Consider the following 15,190-nt stretch of genomic DNA (forward strand, 5'->3'; position numbering starts at 1 on the left):
AGTCCATATTTGCTAGATGGGGCCATAAGACGATTCAACACCATGGCAAAGATGGTCTCATCGAGATGAGACACAATGTTGGTATCTTCTAGGGCACGTTGAAGAAAACCCTTTAAGTTCAACTTCTCCCAAATCTTACGGATGGTTGCGAATTCAACCTTACCCCCAATATTTACCTAAATTATTTTTAGCTAAAAAATAATAGAACAAGATCCCCTTATTGTTGCCTATAGTTCAGTAAAAAAAGGAGCAGCCTTGACAGCCGCTCCTTCGCTAAAGATTCCCGTTCTTATTGTCGAACGGTTATTAAGAATAAATACTTTGACGTGCCATAAAATGATTCTAGCTGCTATATTCTTTAAGGATTGGGGGATTGTGATGGTTCATGTACCTTTTGCTCGAAAGGCTTCTAAAGACAACACGTTCTTATTCTTAGGCGGGATAAAGGCCTCTTTTTTAGTAGATGGTGCCGATACCCAAGGTCAATACGCTGTGGTTCAAATGGAGGAACGGAAAGGTTTAGAGCCACCGCCCCACATTCATACTCGTGAGGATGAAGCGTTTTATGTACTTGAAGGTGAAGTCACCTACTATGTTGGAGATGAAGCTATCGATGCGAGTCCAGGAACCTATGTTTATGCCCCTAGTGGGATCCAACACACCTTTTCCTTGAAAACGGAACAAGCTAAAGTCCTGGTTTTTGCTTACCCATCTGGCTTTGAAAACTTTGTAAAGGAACTGAGTGTTCCTCTTCCGGAACATATGCCACCAGTTCCTATCGGTCCCCCAAGTCCTGAAGATGTGCAAAAGTTGAATTCGATCGCTGCCCAATATGGAATTGAAATCCAAGTCTAGTTGTGAAAGGGAGCACTGTCACTCATAAGTATTGTTAGATCATTGAAAGGAGAGGGCATGAGATGTCAAAAATCGATGAAATTGCTCCTGATATCTTTCGAATTTCTATCTTTGTACCACAAATTGAGATGCAGTTTAATCAGTTTCTCATTCGGGATGATGAACCTCTTTTGTTTACAACTGGATTGAAAGCCTTCTTTCCAGAAATGCGAGAGGCTGTGGCCCGTCTCATTGACCCGACCCGGTTAAGGTGGATTGGTTTCAGCCATTTCGAATCGGACGAATGCGGGTCCCTTAACCAGTGGCTGGAATTAGCCCCCCAATCAGAAGCTGTCACGGGGTTTGTGGGAGGAATGGTCAATATTAATGATTTTGCCCTCCGTCCTGCTCGTATGCTTCAACATAATGAAGCACTCAGCATCGGCAAGAAACAATTGCGTTATATAAGTACACCTCACGTCCCACACGGTTGGGATGCTGGTTTGTTCTATGAAGAAGGAGACCGGACTTTATTAACTTCTGACCTCTTCCATCATAACGGTGACGTTGAACCTTTAACCACAGAAAGTTTGGCGGACCGCTGCCGCGAAACCCTGAAAGGATTTGAACAAGGACCGCTTGCTGGCTATATTCCATACAATTCAAAAACGGATCGAATTTTACGTGACCTTGCCGAACTCCGTCCAAAAACGCTTGCAACCATGCATGGTTCCTCCTTCTCTGGCAACGGTAAAAAAGCCATTGAAGAGCTGGCTGAGGTATGGCAAGAAGTGTTGGGTGGGTAAAAGCGAAAGTTTCCACTCGATCAAGAACCCTAACTTGAAAAGACCGTAATCCGTTGCAGCAGAAGCCCGGTGTTACGATCTTTTTTATCCGGATACATGACCGTTTTATCATCAATCACTCGAACAAATCTCGGAAACCCGATAAGCAGAAAAAGGCCTGATCCTTCATCCGATATGGATGGGATCAGGCCTTTCACCATCGAAAAAAATCCCGAGTTGTGCCACGCACGGATAAATCAACCTCCAGATGAAAAAAAAAGTAAAAACCTCTTCCATACGAAATCCACTAAAAAGGAGTCTTTATGGTCTGGCTCCCATTGTTAAAAAAATGAGGGTATAGGTGAAATTTTCAATACCTGTTTCATATTTTTCAATAAAATCGTTGATTTTAAAACAGGAGAAATATAAACGTTCTTTCAAATCCAGATACGGGGTCAGACCCCTACCCAAGGGAGGATCCCCGAGGCGAGCAAAGATTTTCGGACTAGATGGTAATAACTTACCATTGAGTGGTCAAAGTGACCGGAATACGCACGAGTCAGGCAATCAAGTCAGCTTTCAGGTATTTTACTTCTAAAACAGCTGTTTTTGAAATAGCCGTTGACAATCAGGAAATTGTAAAGAAAAGGAATATTATTTCCATAATAACTTGTACCCTATGTTATAATAATGGTGGTATTGACTAAATAATAATATTGTTAAGGGTGGTGTGGACATGCTTACAAACATCTCTGAACTTGAAAAAACAGCAATACAAAGCTTATATCAAAAAATCAAAGATGACTTAAAGGTAAAAAAGATCATTTTATTTGGATCAAAAGCAAGAGGCAACGATGAAAAGTATTCAGATATTGATTTGTTGGTCCTCACAGAAAAACCAAAAACAATAAATGATAGAGCAAAATTGTCAGATATATCAGCCGATATAAGCATTGATTATGGCATTACATTAAGCTGTCTGTATTTTAATGATAAAGATTGGGAATCGGGTGAGTATGTAAATCCCTTACTAAAACTTAATGTTGAAAGAGAGGGAATAGAAATTGTCCTACAGTGAACAAGCAAGCAGGGCCATGTTGCGAAAAGCAAAAGAAAAATTGTCCTCGGCTAAAGATGACTATAAGAGCGGAAGGTATGATAGCTGCATTAGTAATTTATATCACTCTGCATTTCAAACAGTATCTGCTCTGTTAATTATCAGAGGTGAATATATAAATAAACATACTCATGTTAGAGGCTTTGTTAATAAAGAACTAGCTAACAAAGGGTTTATAACCAAAGAATCTGCCAAATTATATAATAAACTAATGGATTATCGATCAGATGCAGATTATAATAGTGAGGTTTTCTATGATAGAAATTTAGCTAAAGAAGTATTAAAGGGTGTAGAGCAATTTAACCTTGAAATTGAAAAATTTATAGAAAAGGAATTAGGAACCAACTAGAGTTGGTTTTTTATTTTGCACCATTAGGGAGATATGTTAATAATAGAAAACTATCGTTACAAAAGATTGGGTTTGTTAGGGGATTTTCTAATTGAAAAAGAAAGAACAACGCTCTTGAGTGTATTCGACAAACTTCGTCTGAGGTCAAACCCTTACCTGAGGGGGTATCACCCCGAGGTGGGCATTAGTAATTTCCTGAACTCGCTTCAAAGATTCAGGTTTACTATTTGAATGGTTGTCTACAACAACGACCTTGTAACCGGCATTTAATAATTCAATACACGTGTAACTGCCAATATAGCCGGCTCCTCAGTGACTAATATAGCCATAACTTATCAACTCCAATAATTAAGAAACTCCTTTTTAAATGTATTAGTTGGATCCCCTCTTATTAAAATTCACAAATTAAAATCACAAACAATTTTCCAAACTAAACCAAATATGTGAGAAGCCCTGATTCTCACATTAAGAAACAGAGCTTCTAGGCTTTAACGAAAAAGAAATTTACATACATAGACTATCGACAAATTCCGACTGGGTCGAGTAGAAGTAGGTCTCTCGACCTGCAACCCTCACAGAACCGTGCATGCGCAATTAACGCACACGGCTCCTCGTCATTACCATTTACAGTCAGTTACTAGATTGTGTGGGAGATCAAAGATGTTTACGAAAACTCTAGGTCTAGGTAATGGGAACTTGCGTAAGAACAGCAGGAATTTATTCCAATCAAAGCTCTTACGCTGGCTCCTACGATTCAACCATTTATATAGGATGTTTCTGGTTTCCTCATAGAATTTATCCATCATCGGTCCGTTATCCGTGATTCCATAGAATCGGTAGTACCCGCTGAGTTTTCTGCGAATTTTGTCCATTAGTACTTTCGCGACTTTACTCTACCACGGTCGTCTATATATCATTTGCAATTGATATCTTTGGACGTTGTTTTCCATACCCTGTAGTCTGTTCAAACGCATAGCCAATTCTTAAAACTTCAAAATCCGCCCGATGCGGACCAACGATTTGGAGGCCAAGAGGAAGTCCGCCTTCAGTGAATCCACAAGGTACAGATAGGGATGGATTACCTGTAGCAGAAATATAATAACAGGATCGCATCCAATCAATATAGTTTTCCATTTGTACACCATTAATCTCAGATGGATATTCAATATTTGCATCGAATGGAGGAATTTGGCTAACTGGCAAGATGAGCGCATCGTACTGTTCAAAGAAAACACGCATCCGGAGGTATATTTGACTGCGAAGGTTTTCCGCCCGGCCAATGTCTATGCCGCGAAGCCTCCGTCCTTTCTCGAGATTCCAGACGAAACTGGGTTTCATTAATTGGTGGAATCTATCAAAAAGTTCAGAATAGGACATTTCAATCTCCCAAGCCCGCAATACGTGGAAAACCTCCTCTGCATCCATCAAATCCGGACACGCCTCTTCAATATGACATCCAAGGTCACTAAAGATTTTGACCTGTTCCTCAAGGTTCCTTCTTACGGCGGAATCTACGGGAAGGATGCCGCCGAGATCAGAGGAAAATGCGATGCGTTTCCCTTTTAGACTCGTGTCATAAGGTTGAAGAAACTTTGATCCGGGTTCTTCGATGGAAAGTGGTGACCGATCATCAGGACCCGCAATAACCGACATCATAAAGAATGCGTCTGCCACATTTCGTGTGATTGGCCCCTGGACGCCTAACGGAGAGTAAAGTGCAGGCTTTGTGTATGGCACCCGGCCTGGAGAAGTTCTCATGCCTACAACATTGTTAAAACTGGCGGGATAACGGCAAGATCCTCCCATATCACTGCCATCAGCGAAAGGAATCATGCCGCATGTAACCGCAACTGCTGCACCGCCACTGCTACCTCCTGCTGTCTTGCTCAGTTCATACGGATTCCTGGTTATCCCAAAAACTTGATTAAAGGTATGAGCTCCTGTGGCGAATTCCGGTACATTGGTTTTTCCGATGATAATAGCCCCTGCCCTCCGCAATCGTTCAACAATAATATCGTCCTTAACCGGATAATTTTCACGCAATATCGGGGATCCGCACGTAGTAGGGAAACCGACTGCATTGTGAGTATCTTTAATCGCAATGGGGAGTCCATGAAATGGCCCCACTTCCTCTCCAGAGGCCAGTTTTTCATCTGCTTGGAAGGCCTCCTTCATAGCCTGTTCCTCTGAAAGTGAAACAATGGCATTGACATGCGGATTGACTCTTTTTTTTTGTGATAGATGTGTCTCGACTACCTCGCGGACTGATAGTTTACGAGACCGAATAGCATCAGCAAGATCTCTTGCAGCAGCAAAACAGATGTCCTTATTCATGCTCAGAGCAACTCCTCCTCGAATACTCGCTTTAAATGGGATAAGCGCCGATTAATCTGTTTTCGATCTTAATTTTTCAAGGAATAGAACTACAGTAATCGTAAGACCTACACAAACAACAATCTTAATCAAACTAAAAATGGGAGAGAAAAAGACGGCAAGGCCGATCACAAAGGCTACTAACCCATATAAAGGTTTTTTAAGAGAAAATTGTCCTAATACACCACCGTATATCGCTGGAAGAATATACTTGAGAGCATCTTGAATGGATTGAGGTATAATCGTAAGAATGTATGAACCTCCTAAAACAACTGCAATTATAACGATTATATTCGTTAATGAAGCAATCGCTATTCCTAATGTACCGGCAATTTCAGCTTTTTTTGTACCAGGTTCGGCACCTATTGATTCTTGTGCTGCAGCAGAACAAGGGAGACACATATTGGCTATATTTCCAGTTAAGAAGGCGATATAGGTTCCGGATTTTCCCAATACCGGATAATAAGTAATAGGTTCCAGAAACCACATAATACCAATAAAGGCCGCATAGCCGATCAGTCCGCCTATAATTGCCCCCCAGCCGGGATGATAACCCAAAACGAAAGAAAAGTATACGGGAGGGACAAACGACATGATGATAAGCATCCAAAGAGTTAGACGTCCCCAAAAATCTGACTTGCTATGAAACTCTTCCATACTGATGGATTGAGAACCCACTTCTACACTTGTCGTTGTCACTTCAGCCTGATTCGCATGAGCCATGAAACATCCCCCCTATTTTAGTTTATTATGTCGAAAGATAACCGATCGTCAGGCCTAATACTAGAGAAATACCGAGTGCCCACTCCGATAACCATCTTATTCCTCTCTTATTCGCAAACGATAAAATCACCATCATGGTTAACCCTGAAACAATGGCAGTCACTGCCTCGCCGTAACCTTTTACCATTTGCTGACTGGCAAGATAGGCAAATGCGCCTAACATAGCCGCAGTTGAAACGATGGTCATCATCTTGGCATTTTTGCTAACGATCTTCTTTTCAACTTTTCCTAGCGATTTTGTTGCTAGTGCAGCAAAAAATAACCATCCCGTACCGCCAAGACACATCGTCCAGATAACTGTAGTAAACGCTTGCATTCCAAAATCCGGTGAATTCAATTCAGTGCCATAAGCATTGGCACCTATTCCAGCAGCCGTTAACTCCGTAGCCGCAGAACCGATAATCCCGATTCTCATTAATGTAAATGGACCGCCGAGTACGGCGATTAAGGAAATAATCACAACAACGATTCCGAATGAAGGTCCTAAACTGCTAATAAATCCTGTCCTAACGGCTCTTTTCGTCTCTTCCTGCGTCATTCCGATACTCGGAGCTGTTTTTGACGCTATTCTTAGGAAAATCAAAGCTTGAAAGATGACGATCGATACAACAATACTAGAGATAATCCAAACCGGTGTACTGTTAGCCAAACGCATAACCTCTTCCATACCCTATTCCTCCTCTAAACTTAGTAAGTTTGTCTATCTCTTAACCGTTCTTTCAAGCCCACTGTTCATTCGATGAGGTTTCATTTGACAAGTAATCAAAAACAACGGAAACAAACAATTTCCCGATATCAATCATTGAACGTTCATCCACATTAAATTTAGGATGATGATGCGGATACTCCTCCATTCGATCAGAGTTCCCTCCTACAAAAAAGAAGGTGCCGGGAACTTTTTGCAAATAATAGGCAAAATCCTCCATTCCCATTTGAGCCGGCATCTGAAGGACATTTTTCTCTCCAAAAAGACCTTTAGCCAACTCTTCGACCCTCTTGGTTTCATCTGGATGATTTTTCACAGCAGGATAACCTCTGACATATTGATAGTTGGCGGTCGCCCCAACACCATGACAGGTAGAGTTCACGATTTCGCCAATTAAATTTTCGATCATATCCCGAATATCCTCATGGAAAGTTCGGACTGTGCCCGTTATCTTTGCTTTATCTGGTATAACATTAAATCCTGTACCGCTTTGAAATGCTGCAACAGAAACCACAGCCGGTTTAACAGGATCTACCTTTCTTGCAACTACTTGTTGCAAGTTTACGATGAATTGGCTTCCAACCGTAATGGGATCCACTGTCAAATGAGGGGTAGCGGCATGCCCGCCTTTCCCCAAAATATCAATTTCAAACGTGTCACCCGCTGCCATGGCGTATCCCTCTTTTACTCCGATCTTGCCAAGCGGATGAATCGAAGATACATGCGCTCCAAAAACCACATCTACACCATCGAGGCATCCGTCTTCAATCATGGACTTAGCCCCTCCAGGGATCACTTCTTCAGCAAATTGATGAATGAATACAACGTTTCCCTGAATCTTGTCTTTCACTTCCGTCAAGGCCTTAGCCACTCCAAGCAATGCAGCCGTATGAATATCATGACCGCATGCATGCATAACACCCGGAATCCGAGATTTATATTCTACCTCATTTTCTTCTTGGATAGGCAGCGCATCAAAATCAGCACGCAACCCGACCGTTTTCCCTGGTTTTCCTCCCTTTAACAACCCTACAACTCCTCTTCCGCCAACGCCTGTTCTTACTTCTAGTCCTAAATTGAGTAGGAAATCAGCAACTTTTTGAGGTGTATTTTCCTCCTGATGTGAGAGCTCTGGATACATATGAAGATCTCTTCTAATGTTTATCATCTCGGGGTAAATCTCTTCTAATCTCTCAAAAGTCTTTTCTAGCATCTGTTAACTGCTCCTTTCAAAGAAATTTTTTAAAATCAAATCTTCTGCGTTTCATTCTTCTTGGCCGCTAGAGTGATCACGACGTCAAGCAATAAATTACAACCTGTTTGAATATCACTCTCGCTTGTGAATTCTTCTGGGCAGTGGCTTTTTCCACCCGCACTTGGAATAAAAATCATCCCTACATCTGTCAAACGATGGAGCATGGCTGCGTCGTGGACCGCACCGCTATGCATCTTGATATAATCAACGTTTCGTTTTTTGGCCATCTCTTCAATGTTTTCGATGATCCTTGAAGACAGTTTGACTGTGTTCGAAGCCCCAATTAACTCCATGGTACTCTTTAGAGATTCCTCTAGAGATACCGTATCGACGATTTCCTTAAGTTCTTTTGACACGATTTCAATTCCTTTTTCCTCTACATCTCTTATATCTACATAGAATTCTACAAGCTTAGGGATGACGTTCGGCATATTGGGCTGACAGGCTATTTTCCCTACAGTGGCAACAGTGGTTGGGAGAGCTAGTTCTTTTGCGGCTTTCCGGATATGAGAAATGATTCTTGTTGCCCCTACCATGGGATCAGATCTAAGATCCATCGGAGTAGTCCCCGCATGATTGGAGTCTCCTTCAAGGATAACTTTATACGTCTTCATGCCTGCAATGGATTGTACGATCCCGATTGACTGATTTCGTGTTTCAAGAACTGCCCCTTGCTCAATGTGCAGTTCAATCATGGCATCTACTTCATCATTTCCAAGCCTGCTCTTTTCCATTTGATCTATATCTAAACCAAATATCTTTACTTTTTCGCAAACCGAAATACCCTCTGGATTGACTATCGATTGGAGTTCCTCTAAACTGTATTTTCCTGTCAGTACTTTGCTGCCAAGCATGGTAATCCCGAAGTTCGAGCCTTCTTCCTCTGCAAAAATAATCAATTCGATAGGCCTGCTTAATTCAACTTCCTCTTCCTTTAATACTCGAATAATTTCTAAACCAGCTAAAACACCCGTTAGTCCGTCGTATTTCCCGCCATTTTCAACGGTATCAATATGGGAACCGATCATAATGGAGGGCCTCTCCCATTCCTTGCCGTACTTGGCTCTAATATTTCCTATTGCATCTACCTTGATCGAAAGACCTAGCTGCTCCATCTGGGAGAGCAGGTAATCCCTTGCCTGTTTATCTTCATAGCTATAGGAAAACCTTGTACAGCCATTCTCCGGAGTTCTTGTGTACCTAATAATATTTTCAAAATCATTCATCATTCTCTTAATATTAATCTCCATGTCTCTTTTCCTTCCTTTTTTATTGCCCCCTACAAACAACCACCATCCAAATGATATAATATTTTCAGTAGTTCCAATATTACACCCAATAACTAAAGCAATATTCATGCCAGTCTTTTTTATTCTATAAAAGTAAGGTTTAGGCTATTATTCAGAGTTGTTTGTGTTTTTTGATGAATATTTTCATCAAAACCCGATGAAATTTTTCATCAACAAGATTGCTAAACTTAGGGTATATAAGGTAAGGGGGTCTACTGATGAGAGATGATGAACTGGAGATCTACAAGCTGGCTTTTGAAGAGTTTAATTCAATCCTTGATGTCAGCTTTGATGGCATTACCATTGCCAACGGGGATGGAGTCTTTACAAGAATCAGTAAATCTTGTGAAGAACTATTTGGTGTAAAACGGTCTGAAATCATTGGACACAGTGCTTTTATATTAGAGGAAAAAGGGATTTTCGATGTATCCGTTACTTGTGAGGTCATTAAAACCAAAAAAAGAGTAAGTATCATACAAAAAACATTGGCAGGTAGAATCATATTAGTTACAGGCACGCCGATATTAGATAAGGGCGGGAAAATAGACAAGATCATCAATATTTCAAGAGATATTACAGAAACAAAAAAGTTGGAAACGGAACTCCAACTATTGGAAACTGAACTCGAATGGTTCAAACATGAATTAAATAAACGAATCGGTAGAGAAAAAGACCATGAGGGACTCTATAACAGTGCGGTTATGAGAAAGATAATGGAGCAAATTAACCACGTTGCCAATCTTGATGCAACCGTTTTATTATTGGGCGAAACCGGTGTCGGAAAAGGGTTTATGGCCAACATGGTACATGTTAATAGTGGACGGAAAGACGAGCCCTTTATCGTGATTAATTGTGGAGCCATACCCGAAAACCTTCTCGAATCTGAACTCTTTGGGTATGAGAGAGGATCGTTTACCGGCGCTTCAAAAGATGGCAAAAAAGGTCTTTTTGAGATAGCCGGAAACGGCACCATTTTTCTTGATGAAATTGGAGATATGCCTTTAAGTCTACAAGTCAAACTTCTTCACGTCTTGGACGAGAAAAAAGTTCGGAGAATTGGTGGATCTACAACCTTTGAAGTGAAAGCAAGAGTAATCGCAGCAACAAACAAGAATCTAAAGGAACTTGCAAAAGTTGGTAAGTTTAGAGAAGATTTATTTTATAGATTAAATGTTGTCCCCATAACCATTCCTGCACTTAGGGATCGCAAAGAAGATCTATTCCCCCTCATAAGTAAATTGCTTAAGAAAACCAATAATAAATACGGAACGAAAAAAACGTTATCAGATGAAGCTTTAAAACTGTTACATAAATACGATTATCCCGGAAATATCAGAGAATTACAGAATATGATTGAGAGATTAGTTATAAATACCTTTGGCGAAACCATTGAAAGTTCAAAAATCCATGAAGTGATCGAACCAACAGCTGAAGACAAAAAACTAGAGATTATCCCTTTAAAAGAAGCGGTTGAGCAATTAGAAAGGAGCTTGCTTCTATCTGCTTTTCACCAATATAAAAGCACAAGGAAAGTAGCAGAAGTATTAAAAATTGACCAATCCACTGTCGTTAAAAAGGCAAAAAAACTTAATATTAAAATATAAATACCCCATGAGTTATCCTGGCAAAAATGAGGAAATTAAAATAGAGTAACAAAATGCAGGTTTTGTTAGGGGATTATCTAAATGAAAAAGAAGCCCTCTCAAGAACAAGGCTCTTGAGAGGGCTTCGACAAAATTCAACCATGGTCAGACCCCTACCTGAGGGGTTATCCCCCGAGGCGGGCACAGGGCTTCAGCCGCCGGATTTCGCCGACGTCTGCCTACTAGCTACGGGGCGGCTTGGTCCCTACCCCGGCTGAACTTTCATCAGCTAGTTATGCTAGCTTTGCTAGGCGCGCTGGGTAGTATTTGACGCTTACAGCAAATCCCCAATGTTAAAAATACACGTTTTATTTCGTTTTAATTATTCCGTGTAACTATTTAATTGTTATCGAAGACCCATCAAACTTAGTTAAAGAGAAACCGTTAAACTCCTCATTGTAGGTTTTCCGGTAGTCCCGAAGGATCCCAATTGCAACAGCTTCCCCTAGCTTAAGACCTTCGATCCCATCAGAGCGCCAATGAACACCCGCTGCATCGCGACCAATAGAGATATTGGCGGCAAGTTTGTTTAATTCCCCGCCTATCGTTAAAGGCGGGCCTGAGTAAGGAAGCAACGTGAGGCCATCAAAACTGGGTACCACCGGATTGGGGATAACAAATGATTCGTTAAAAAATGCCTTAAGTATAGTAACCCCTGCCCCAACAATGCAAGCGTGACCTGCGGGATAGGCCGGATGGGTAGGACAGCCTTCCGGATACGCCATAGGCAAAAGGTAGCTGCCATACTTGCTAAACACTTGGGAAATCGCCTGAGAATGAAGAAGTTCTGAATGGATCGGGTAATTGGCAGCCAATATCAAATGGTTGTGAACACGTCCTCCGAACTCCTCAGGCCGAAGTCTGCGATGAACAAGGTATTTTTGGAACCAGGCCGCTCCTAGTGCTGCTCGACCCGCCTTAGCAACCAAATCAAGAATATGGGCGGCACCGAAGGTAACAAAACCGATCTGCGTGGCTGAATTCCTATATGGGTTGCCTAAAGATAGTGCTTCTTTGGGAAAATGGAGCAGAATCAAACAAACGGAAAGAGGACACTGGTAGGTGAAGTCCTGATGAACATATTCGCCCAAATCACGGCCGTTTCGGATATATCGAGGAGTGGGGTCATATAATGGGGATCTTGCAGATGAGCCGTTCTGGATATTCAACCATTCTTCATACAAGGTCATGTGGTTCGAACCGGACACTGTAGTATGATATTTCTGAATGATCGTTGTGGCTCCATACGGTATGTCCTTCCAGAGAAATTGTGAGAGATAAGGCCCAACGATATCACCAGGAGTAGCACTACGGAACAAGGTCCCCGTAGTGACTGCTCCATTCACTTTCGGTCCACGGAAATCGGAAAATCTAGAGAGGTCAACAGCGGCCGCCTGGGTGAGCGGATTAGTGTCGTAATCTGTGAAAGGTACATCGCGGGTCAGGGCCTGCCAATATATTTCAGCCATTTCACTTGCCTCCCAAGCACTGCTGAAGGCCGGCGGAACATCGAGACCCAAATGGTGACAATCTGGACCAATAAGATCAAATACATATGCGGCTTGTGGATTGGCTAGCTTGGCAACACCACCTAGAGGGATGGATTCAAAGTCTTTCGGGTCACCCGTCTTTAACGCCTTAATATAGGCGTTGTAGGCACAGAGGTCAACCTCGCCAAGTCTATTATGCGGCAACCCCTTTGAAAAATTCCCGATTTTCTTTAAAAACAATCGCTCATCGCTATTGCATGGTTGATTAAGGAGCGGACGTTTCATTTGGGAGCGTGCTGCTTTTAAACGAACTAGAAATGCCTTCCTATTACGCTTTTGTTCATTTAATGGCCCGATTACACACTTATTTTTCTTATTACTAGCAGTTTTCTTTCTTGTCCCCATTTTATCACCTTTTCGTATGAAATATCAGTACAAAACCATCATGGGTAAATGGCATTATGTGATCTCCTTTTGGTTATGTGACCATAGAGCCTGTTGGTTTATTAAAATTAATAATCTAAAATTCTGTTCAGTATATTCGTTTCTATTTTATTGTGTATGGGTTATTCTACTAAGTTAATAACCTTATTCAAAAAAAGCTGCACACGCAGCTTTATGGGGATACAAACGTAACATCTATTGTTTGTTCAAAATAGGAAAAATATAGTTGGCGATGAAACATCATGGCCTTATCCGATCCTCCGCTTAAGACAATAATGGCATCCGCGTTCTTTGGTTCTTCCTCAAGTACTAGAAAAGATCCAGCAGACCGAAAGATAGCCAAACAAAAGAAAGATGCTGCCCATCCAATAAAGAGCTGCTGCTTTCCTTCTTCTCATTTTCTTATACATTTTTCTCTACTCCTATCAATTAATTTCCTACCATTGGTTTTCAAAAAGCTAATATACTAAATGAGGCCTGAACGCTTTATACAGTTAGACCTTGTTTTATATCACCATTCGTTACTTAAATAACCTTGTAATCAACGACATTTTTCGACTGGGGTCAGACCCCTACCCGAGGGGTATCACCCCCGAAGCGGGCAAAGTTCCGATAAAAGTTGGTTATATATTACGATAGGCTAACAAAGGAACTACCCTTTGTAACCCTAGCATCTCCCTCCATGTAACACCTCCATACGAATATCACTTGAATCTAAATTAGGCTTGATCACTTATAGATAGTCAGACCTAACCTAAAGTCTCAACTTCTTTCAAGTTACTTAACCTGAGGGGGGGTATCCCCAGAGGCGGACATTCACAATCTAAATCTTATCCTACTTCTTTGAAGCCCTAAATCCAGCTTTACGTGCTTGTTCAGTCGTTTTAAAGCAATACTCCGCTTTTGTTTTATTGTAAAACTGACCACCAGGAACGTGGTATATCCTTTCTCCTTTATTGCTTATATTACCTTTAACTCCTCCGTTACAATAACTGTATGAATGATCGTTAATTACGCCATGATTGGCGCTTGCTACTCCTATGGCTGATAATACAAATATTGAAGAAAGTACAGAAATAATGATTTTTCTTTTCATATAGCTAGTTCCTTTCTACTATATTTAAACCTTTTCCCTTGAGTGAGTATAAATTTCTAGTAAAATTATACTATATTACCATTACCTAATACATATATTATCAATTCAAAGTAACCTTTTTATGTGAACGTAATTAATAATCCTATTCTAATTATTTTCAATGTATCCCTTCATCTTCTATGTTTGCTTTCCAATTGCTGCTTATTCTTTCAACTTCAAGAAAACATAGTACAGAGTCAGAATCAACAAAGAAAGCCGTCCTTTCGGACGGCTAATAATCGAGAATTAATTTTCTATCTCACTGATCAAATTTCTTTCTAATTTTCTCTTTCTGAATAAGGCTTTGATTACTAAACTCTTCTTCAGCTTCGGACACTAAATCCGTGTTTAAACCAGCAGCTACGAGTTCATTCTCCATCTCTTCCAACAACTGGTTAAACTTTAAAGTTATATCTTCCCGAAGCTGTCTTCCTTTAGCTATTATCTCTGAAAAACTACCTTTTCCTGATAATGCATCTGAAACTAATTTGTTTAGACTTGATTTCGCTTCACTTTCTAGCTGTTTAAACAAGGGAAAGTATTTTGTTCTTATATCATTTTCAGTCACAACTTTTTGTTGCTGTTTATTGGTAGTCTCATTTTTAGCATACACTTCTCCAGATAATCCACTAAACGAGATCGCTGCTGCTAGCGCTGAAATCATAATTAATTTAGTAAACCTCATATAGGTTCTCCTTTCGGTAACTGGCTGGCTTATCCTGATATTCTGGATTTAGCCCCTTTTAGTTTTGCGTCCCTAAGTTTCCATAGGTTTGCCTTTATCGATTTGAGTAAGAAAAATCAATGAGTTCGATCAAATCACTAACGGCCCTCCTTATATTATTTTGAAAAATAAATCGAACAGGCCGTTTTATCGGCAGCTGGCTGGCATATCAGTGTGGCTGGGTTAGCCCCTCTAGCTTTGCGTCATCATCTTTCAATGATTTTGCCTTTGTCGTACGATTTATATTTTTGTCGAATTCTATA

At 40.8% G+C, this 15,190-nt stretch carries 15 protein-coding genes, 1 pseudogene and 2 riboswitches; of the genes and pseudogenes, 5 read left to right on the top strand and 11 right to left on the bottom strand.

Annotation, left to right across the window (positions count from 1 at the left end; all coding sequences use genetic code 11):
* Positions 1–255: 255 nt before the first annotated feature.
* Positions 256–855, top strand: a complete 600-nt coding sequence (locus ABLT31_RS21065) for a cupin domain-containing protein (protein ID WP_367755364.1) — start codon at positions 256–258, stop codon at positions 853–855.
* A gap of 62 nt (positions 856–917) precedes the next feature.
* Entirely contained in the window at positions 918–1,640 is a 723-nt protein-coding gene (locus ABLT31_RS21070; protein ID WP_367755366.1) for an oxygen-binding di-iron domain-containing protein, read from the top strand.
* 29 nt (positions 1,641–1,669) lie between these two features.
* On the opposite strand, the gene ABLT31_RS21075 is transcribed toward ABLT31_RS21070, so the two are convergent.
* The gene (locus ABLT31_RS21075; RefSeq protein WP_367755368.1) at positions 1,670–1,840 is read right to left on the bottom strand and encodes a hypothetical protein; all 171 of its coding nucleotides are present in this window, start codon (positions 1,838–1,840) and stop codon (positions 1,670–1,672) included.
* 515 nt (positions 1,841–2,355) lie between these two features.
* On the opposite strand from ABLT31_RS21075, the gene ABLT31_RS21080 reads away from it, so the two are divergent.
* Entirely contained in the window at positions 2,356–2,697 is a 342-nt protein-coding gene (locus ABLT31_RS21080) for a nucleotidyltransferase domain-containing protein (protein ID WP_367755370.1), read from the top strand.
* A gap of 16 nt (positions 2,698–2,713) precedes the next feature.
* The gene (locus ABLT31_RS21085; RefSeq protein ID WP_367755372.1) at positions 2,714–3,085 is read left to right on the top strand and encodes a HEPN domain-containing protein; all 372 of its coding nucleotides are present in this window, start codon (positions 2,714–2,716) and stop codon (positions 3,083–3,085) included.
* Between the two features lie 174 nt (positions 3,086–3,259).
* Here ABLT31_RS21085 and ABLT31_RS21090 read toward each other — a convergent pair.
* The 6 genes and pseudogenes from ABLT31_RS21090 to ABLT31_RS21115 form a co-directional block, all read right to left on the bottom strand.
* Positions 3,260–3,414: pseudogene (locus tag ABLT31_RS21090) on the bottom strand (NAD-dependent epimerase/dehydratase family protein); the annotation flags it as partial.
* Between the two features lie 577 nt (positions 3,415–3,991).
* Positions 3,992–5,419, bottom strand: a complete 1,428-nt coding sequence (locus tag ABLT31_RS21095) for an amidase (protein ID WP_367755374.1) — start codon at positions 5,417–5,419, stop codon at positions 3,992–3,994.
* A gap of 51 nt (positions 5,420–5,470) precedes the next feature.
* The gene (locus tag ABLT31_RS21100) at positions 5,471–6,181 is read right to left on the bottom strand and encodes a small-conductance mechanosensitive channel (RefSeq protein ID WP_367755376.1); all 711 of its coding nucleotides are present in this window, start codon (positions 6,179–6,181) and stop codon (positions 5,471–5,473) included.
* A gap of 25 nt (positions 6,182–6,206) precedes the next feature.
* Positions 6,207–6,908, bottom strand: a complete 702-nt coding sequence (locus ABLT31_RS21105; protein WP_367755378.1) for a DUF5058 family protein — start codon at positions 6,906–6,908, stop codon at positions 6,207–6,209.
* A gap of 52 nt (positions 6,909–6,960) precedes the next feature.
* A complete protein-coding gene (locus tag ABLT31_RS21110) occupies positions 6,961–8,160 on the bottom strand; it encodes a M20 metallopeptidase family protein (protein WP_367755380.1) in 1,200 nt (399 codons plus the stop codon).
* A gap of 35 nt (positions 8,161–8,195) precedes the next feature.
* The gene (locus tag ABLT31_RS21115) at positions 8,196–9,452 is read right to left on the bottom strand and encodes a M20 family metallo-hydrolase (protein WP_367755382.1); all 1,257 of its coding nucleotides are present in this window, start codon (positions 9,450–9,452) and stop codon (positions 8,196–8,198) included.
* A 257-nt stretch (positions 9,453–9,709) separates the two neighbouring features.
* On the opposite strand from ABLT31_RS21115, the gene ABLT31_RS21120 reads away from it, so the two are divergent.
* Positions 9,710–11,095 (top strand): sigma-54 interaction domain-containing protein, encoded by a 1,386-nt coding sequence (locus tag ABLT31_RS21120; protein WP_367755384.1) that lies wholly within the window; start codon positions 9,710–9,712, stop codon positions 11,093–11,095.
* Between the two features lie 374 nt (positions 11,096–11,469).
* On the opposite strand, the gene ABLT31_RS21125 is transcribed toward ABLT31_RS21120, so the two are convergent.
* From ABLT31_RS21125 to ABLT31_RS21140, 4 genes are all read right to left on the bottom strand, one after another.
* Positions 11,470–13,029: a vanadium-dependent haloperoxidase gene (locus tag ABLT31_RS21125; protein ID WP_462976519.1), complete on the bottom strand. Its 1,560-nt coding sequence runs from the start codon at positions 13,027–13,029 to the stop codon at positions 11,470–11,472.
* Positions 13,030–13,240: 211 nt separating this feature from the next.
* Positions 13,241–13,411, bottom strand: coding sequence for a hypothetical protein (locus tag ABLT31_RS21130; protein ID WP_367755391.1), 171 nt, complete (start codon positions 13,409–13,411; stop codon positions 13,241–13,243).
* A gap of 492 nt (positions 13,412–13,903) precedes the next feature.
* Positions 13,904–14,164, bottom strand: a complete 261-nt coding sequence (locus ABLT31_RS21135) for a sunset domain-containing protein (protein WP_367755393.1) — start codon at positions 14,162–14,164, stop codon at positions 13,904–13,906.
* 298 nt (positions 14,165–14,462) lie between these two features.
* On the bottom strand, positions 14,463–14,888 hold the full coding sequence (locus ABLT31_RS21140) for a hypothetical protein (protein WP_367755395.1): 426 nt from the start codon (positions 14,886–14,888) through the stop codon (positions 14,463–14,465).
* A gap of 12 nt (positions 14,889–14,900) precedes the next feature.
* Positions 14,901–14,991: riboswitch (cyclic di-GMP riboswitch) on the bottom strand.
* An 85-nt stretch (positions 14,992–15,076) separates the two neighbouring features.
* Positions 15,077–15,164, bottom strand: a riboswitch (cyclic di-GMP riboswitch).
* Positions 15,165–15,190: the final 26 nt, after the last annotated feature.

This window comes from Ammoniphilus soli (genome assembly GCF_040813775.1).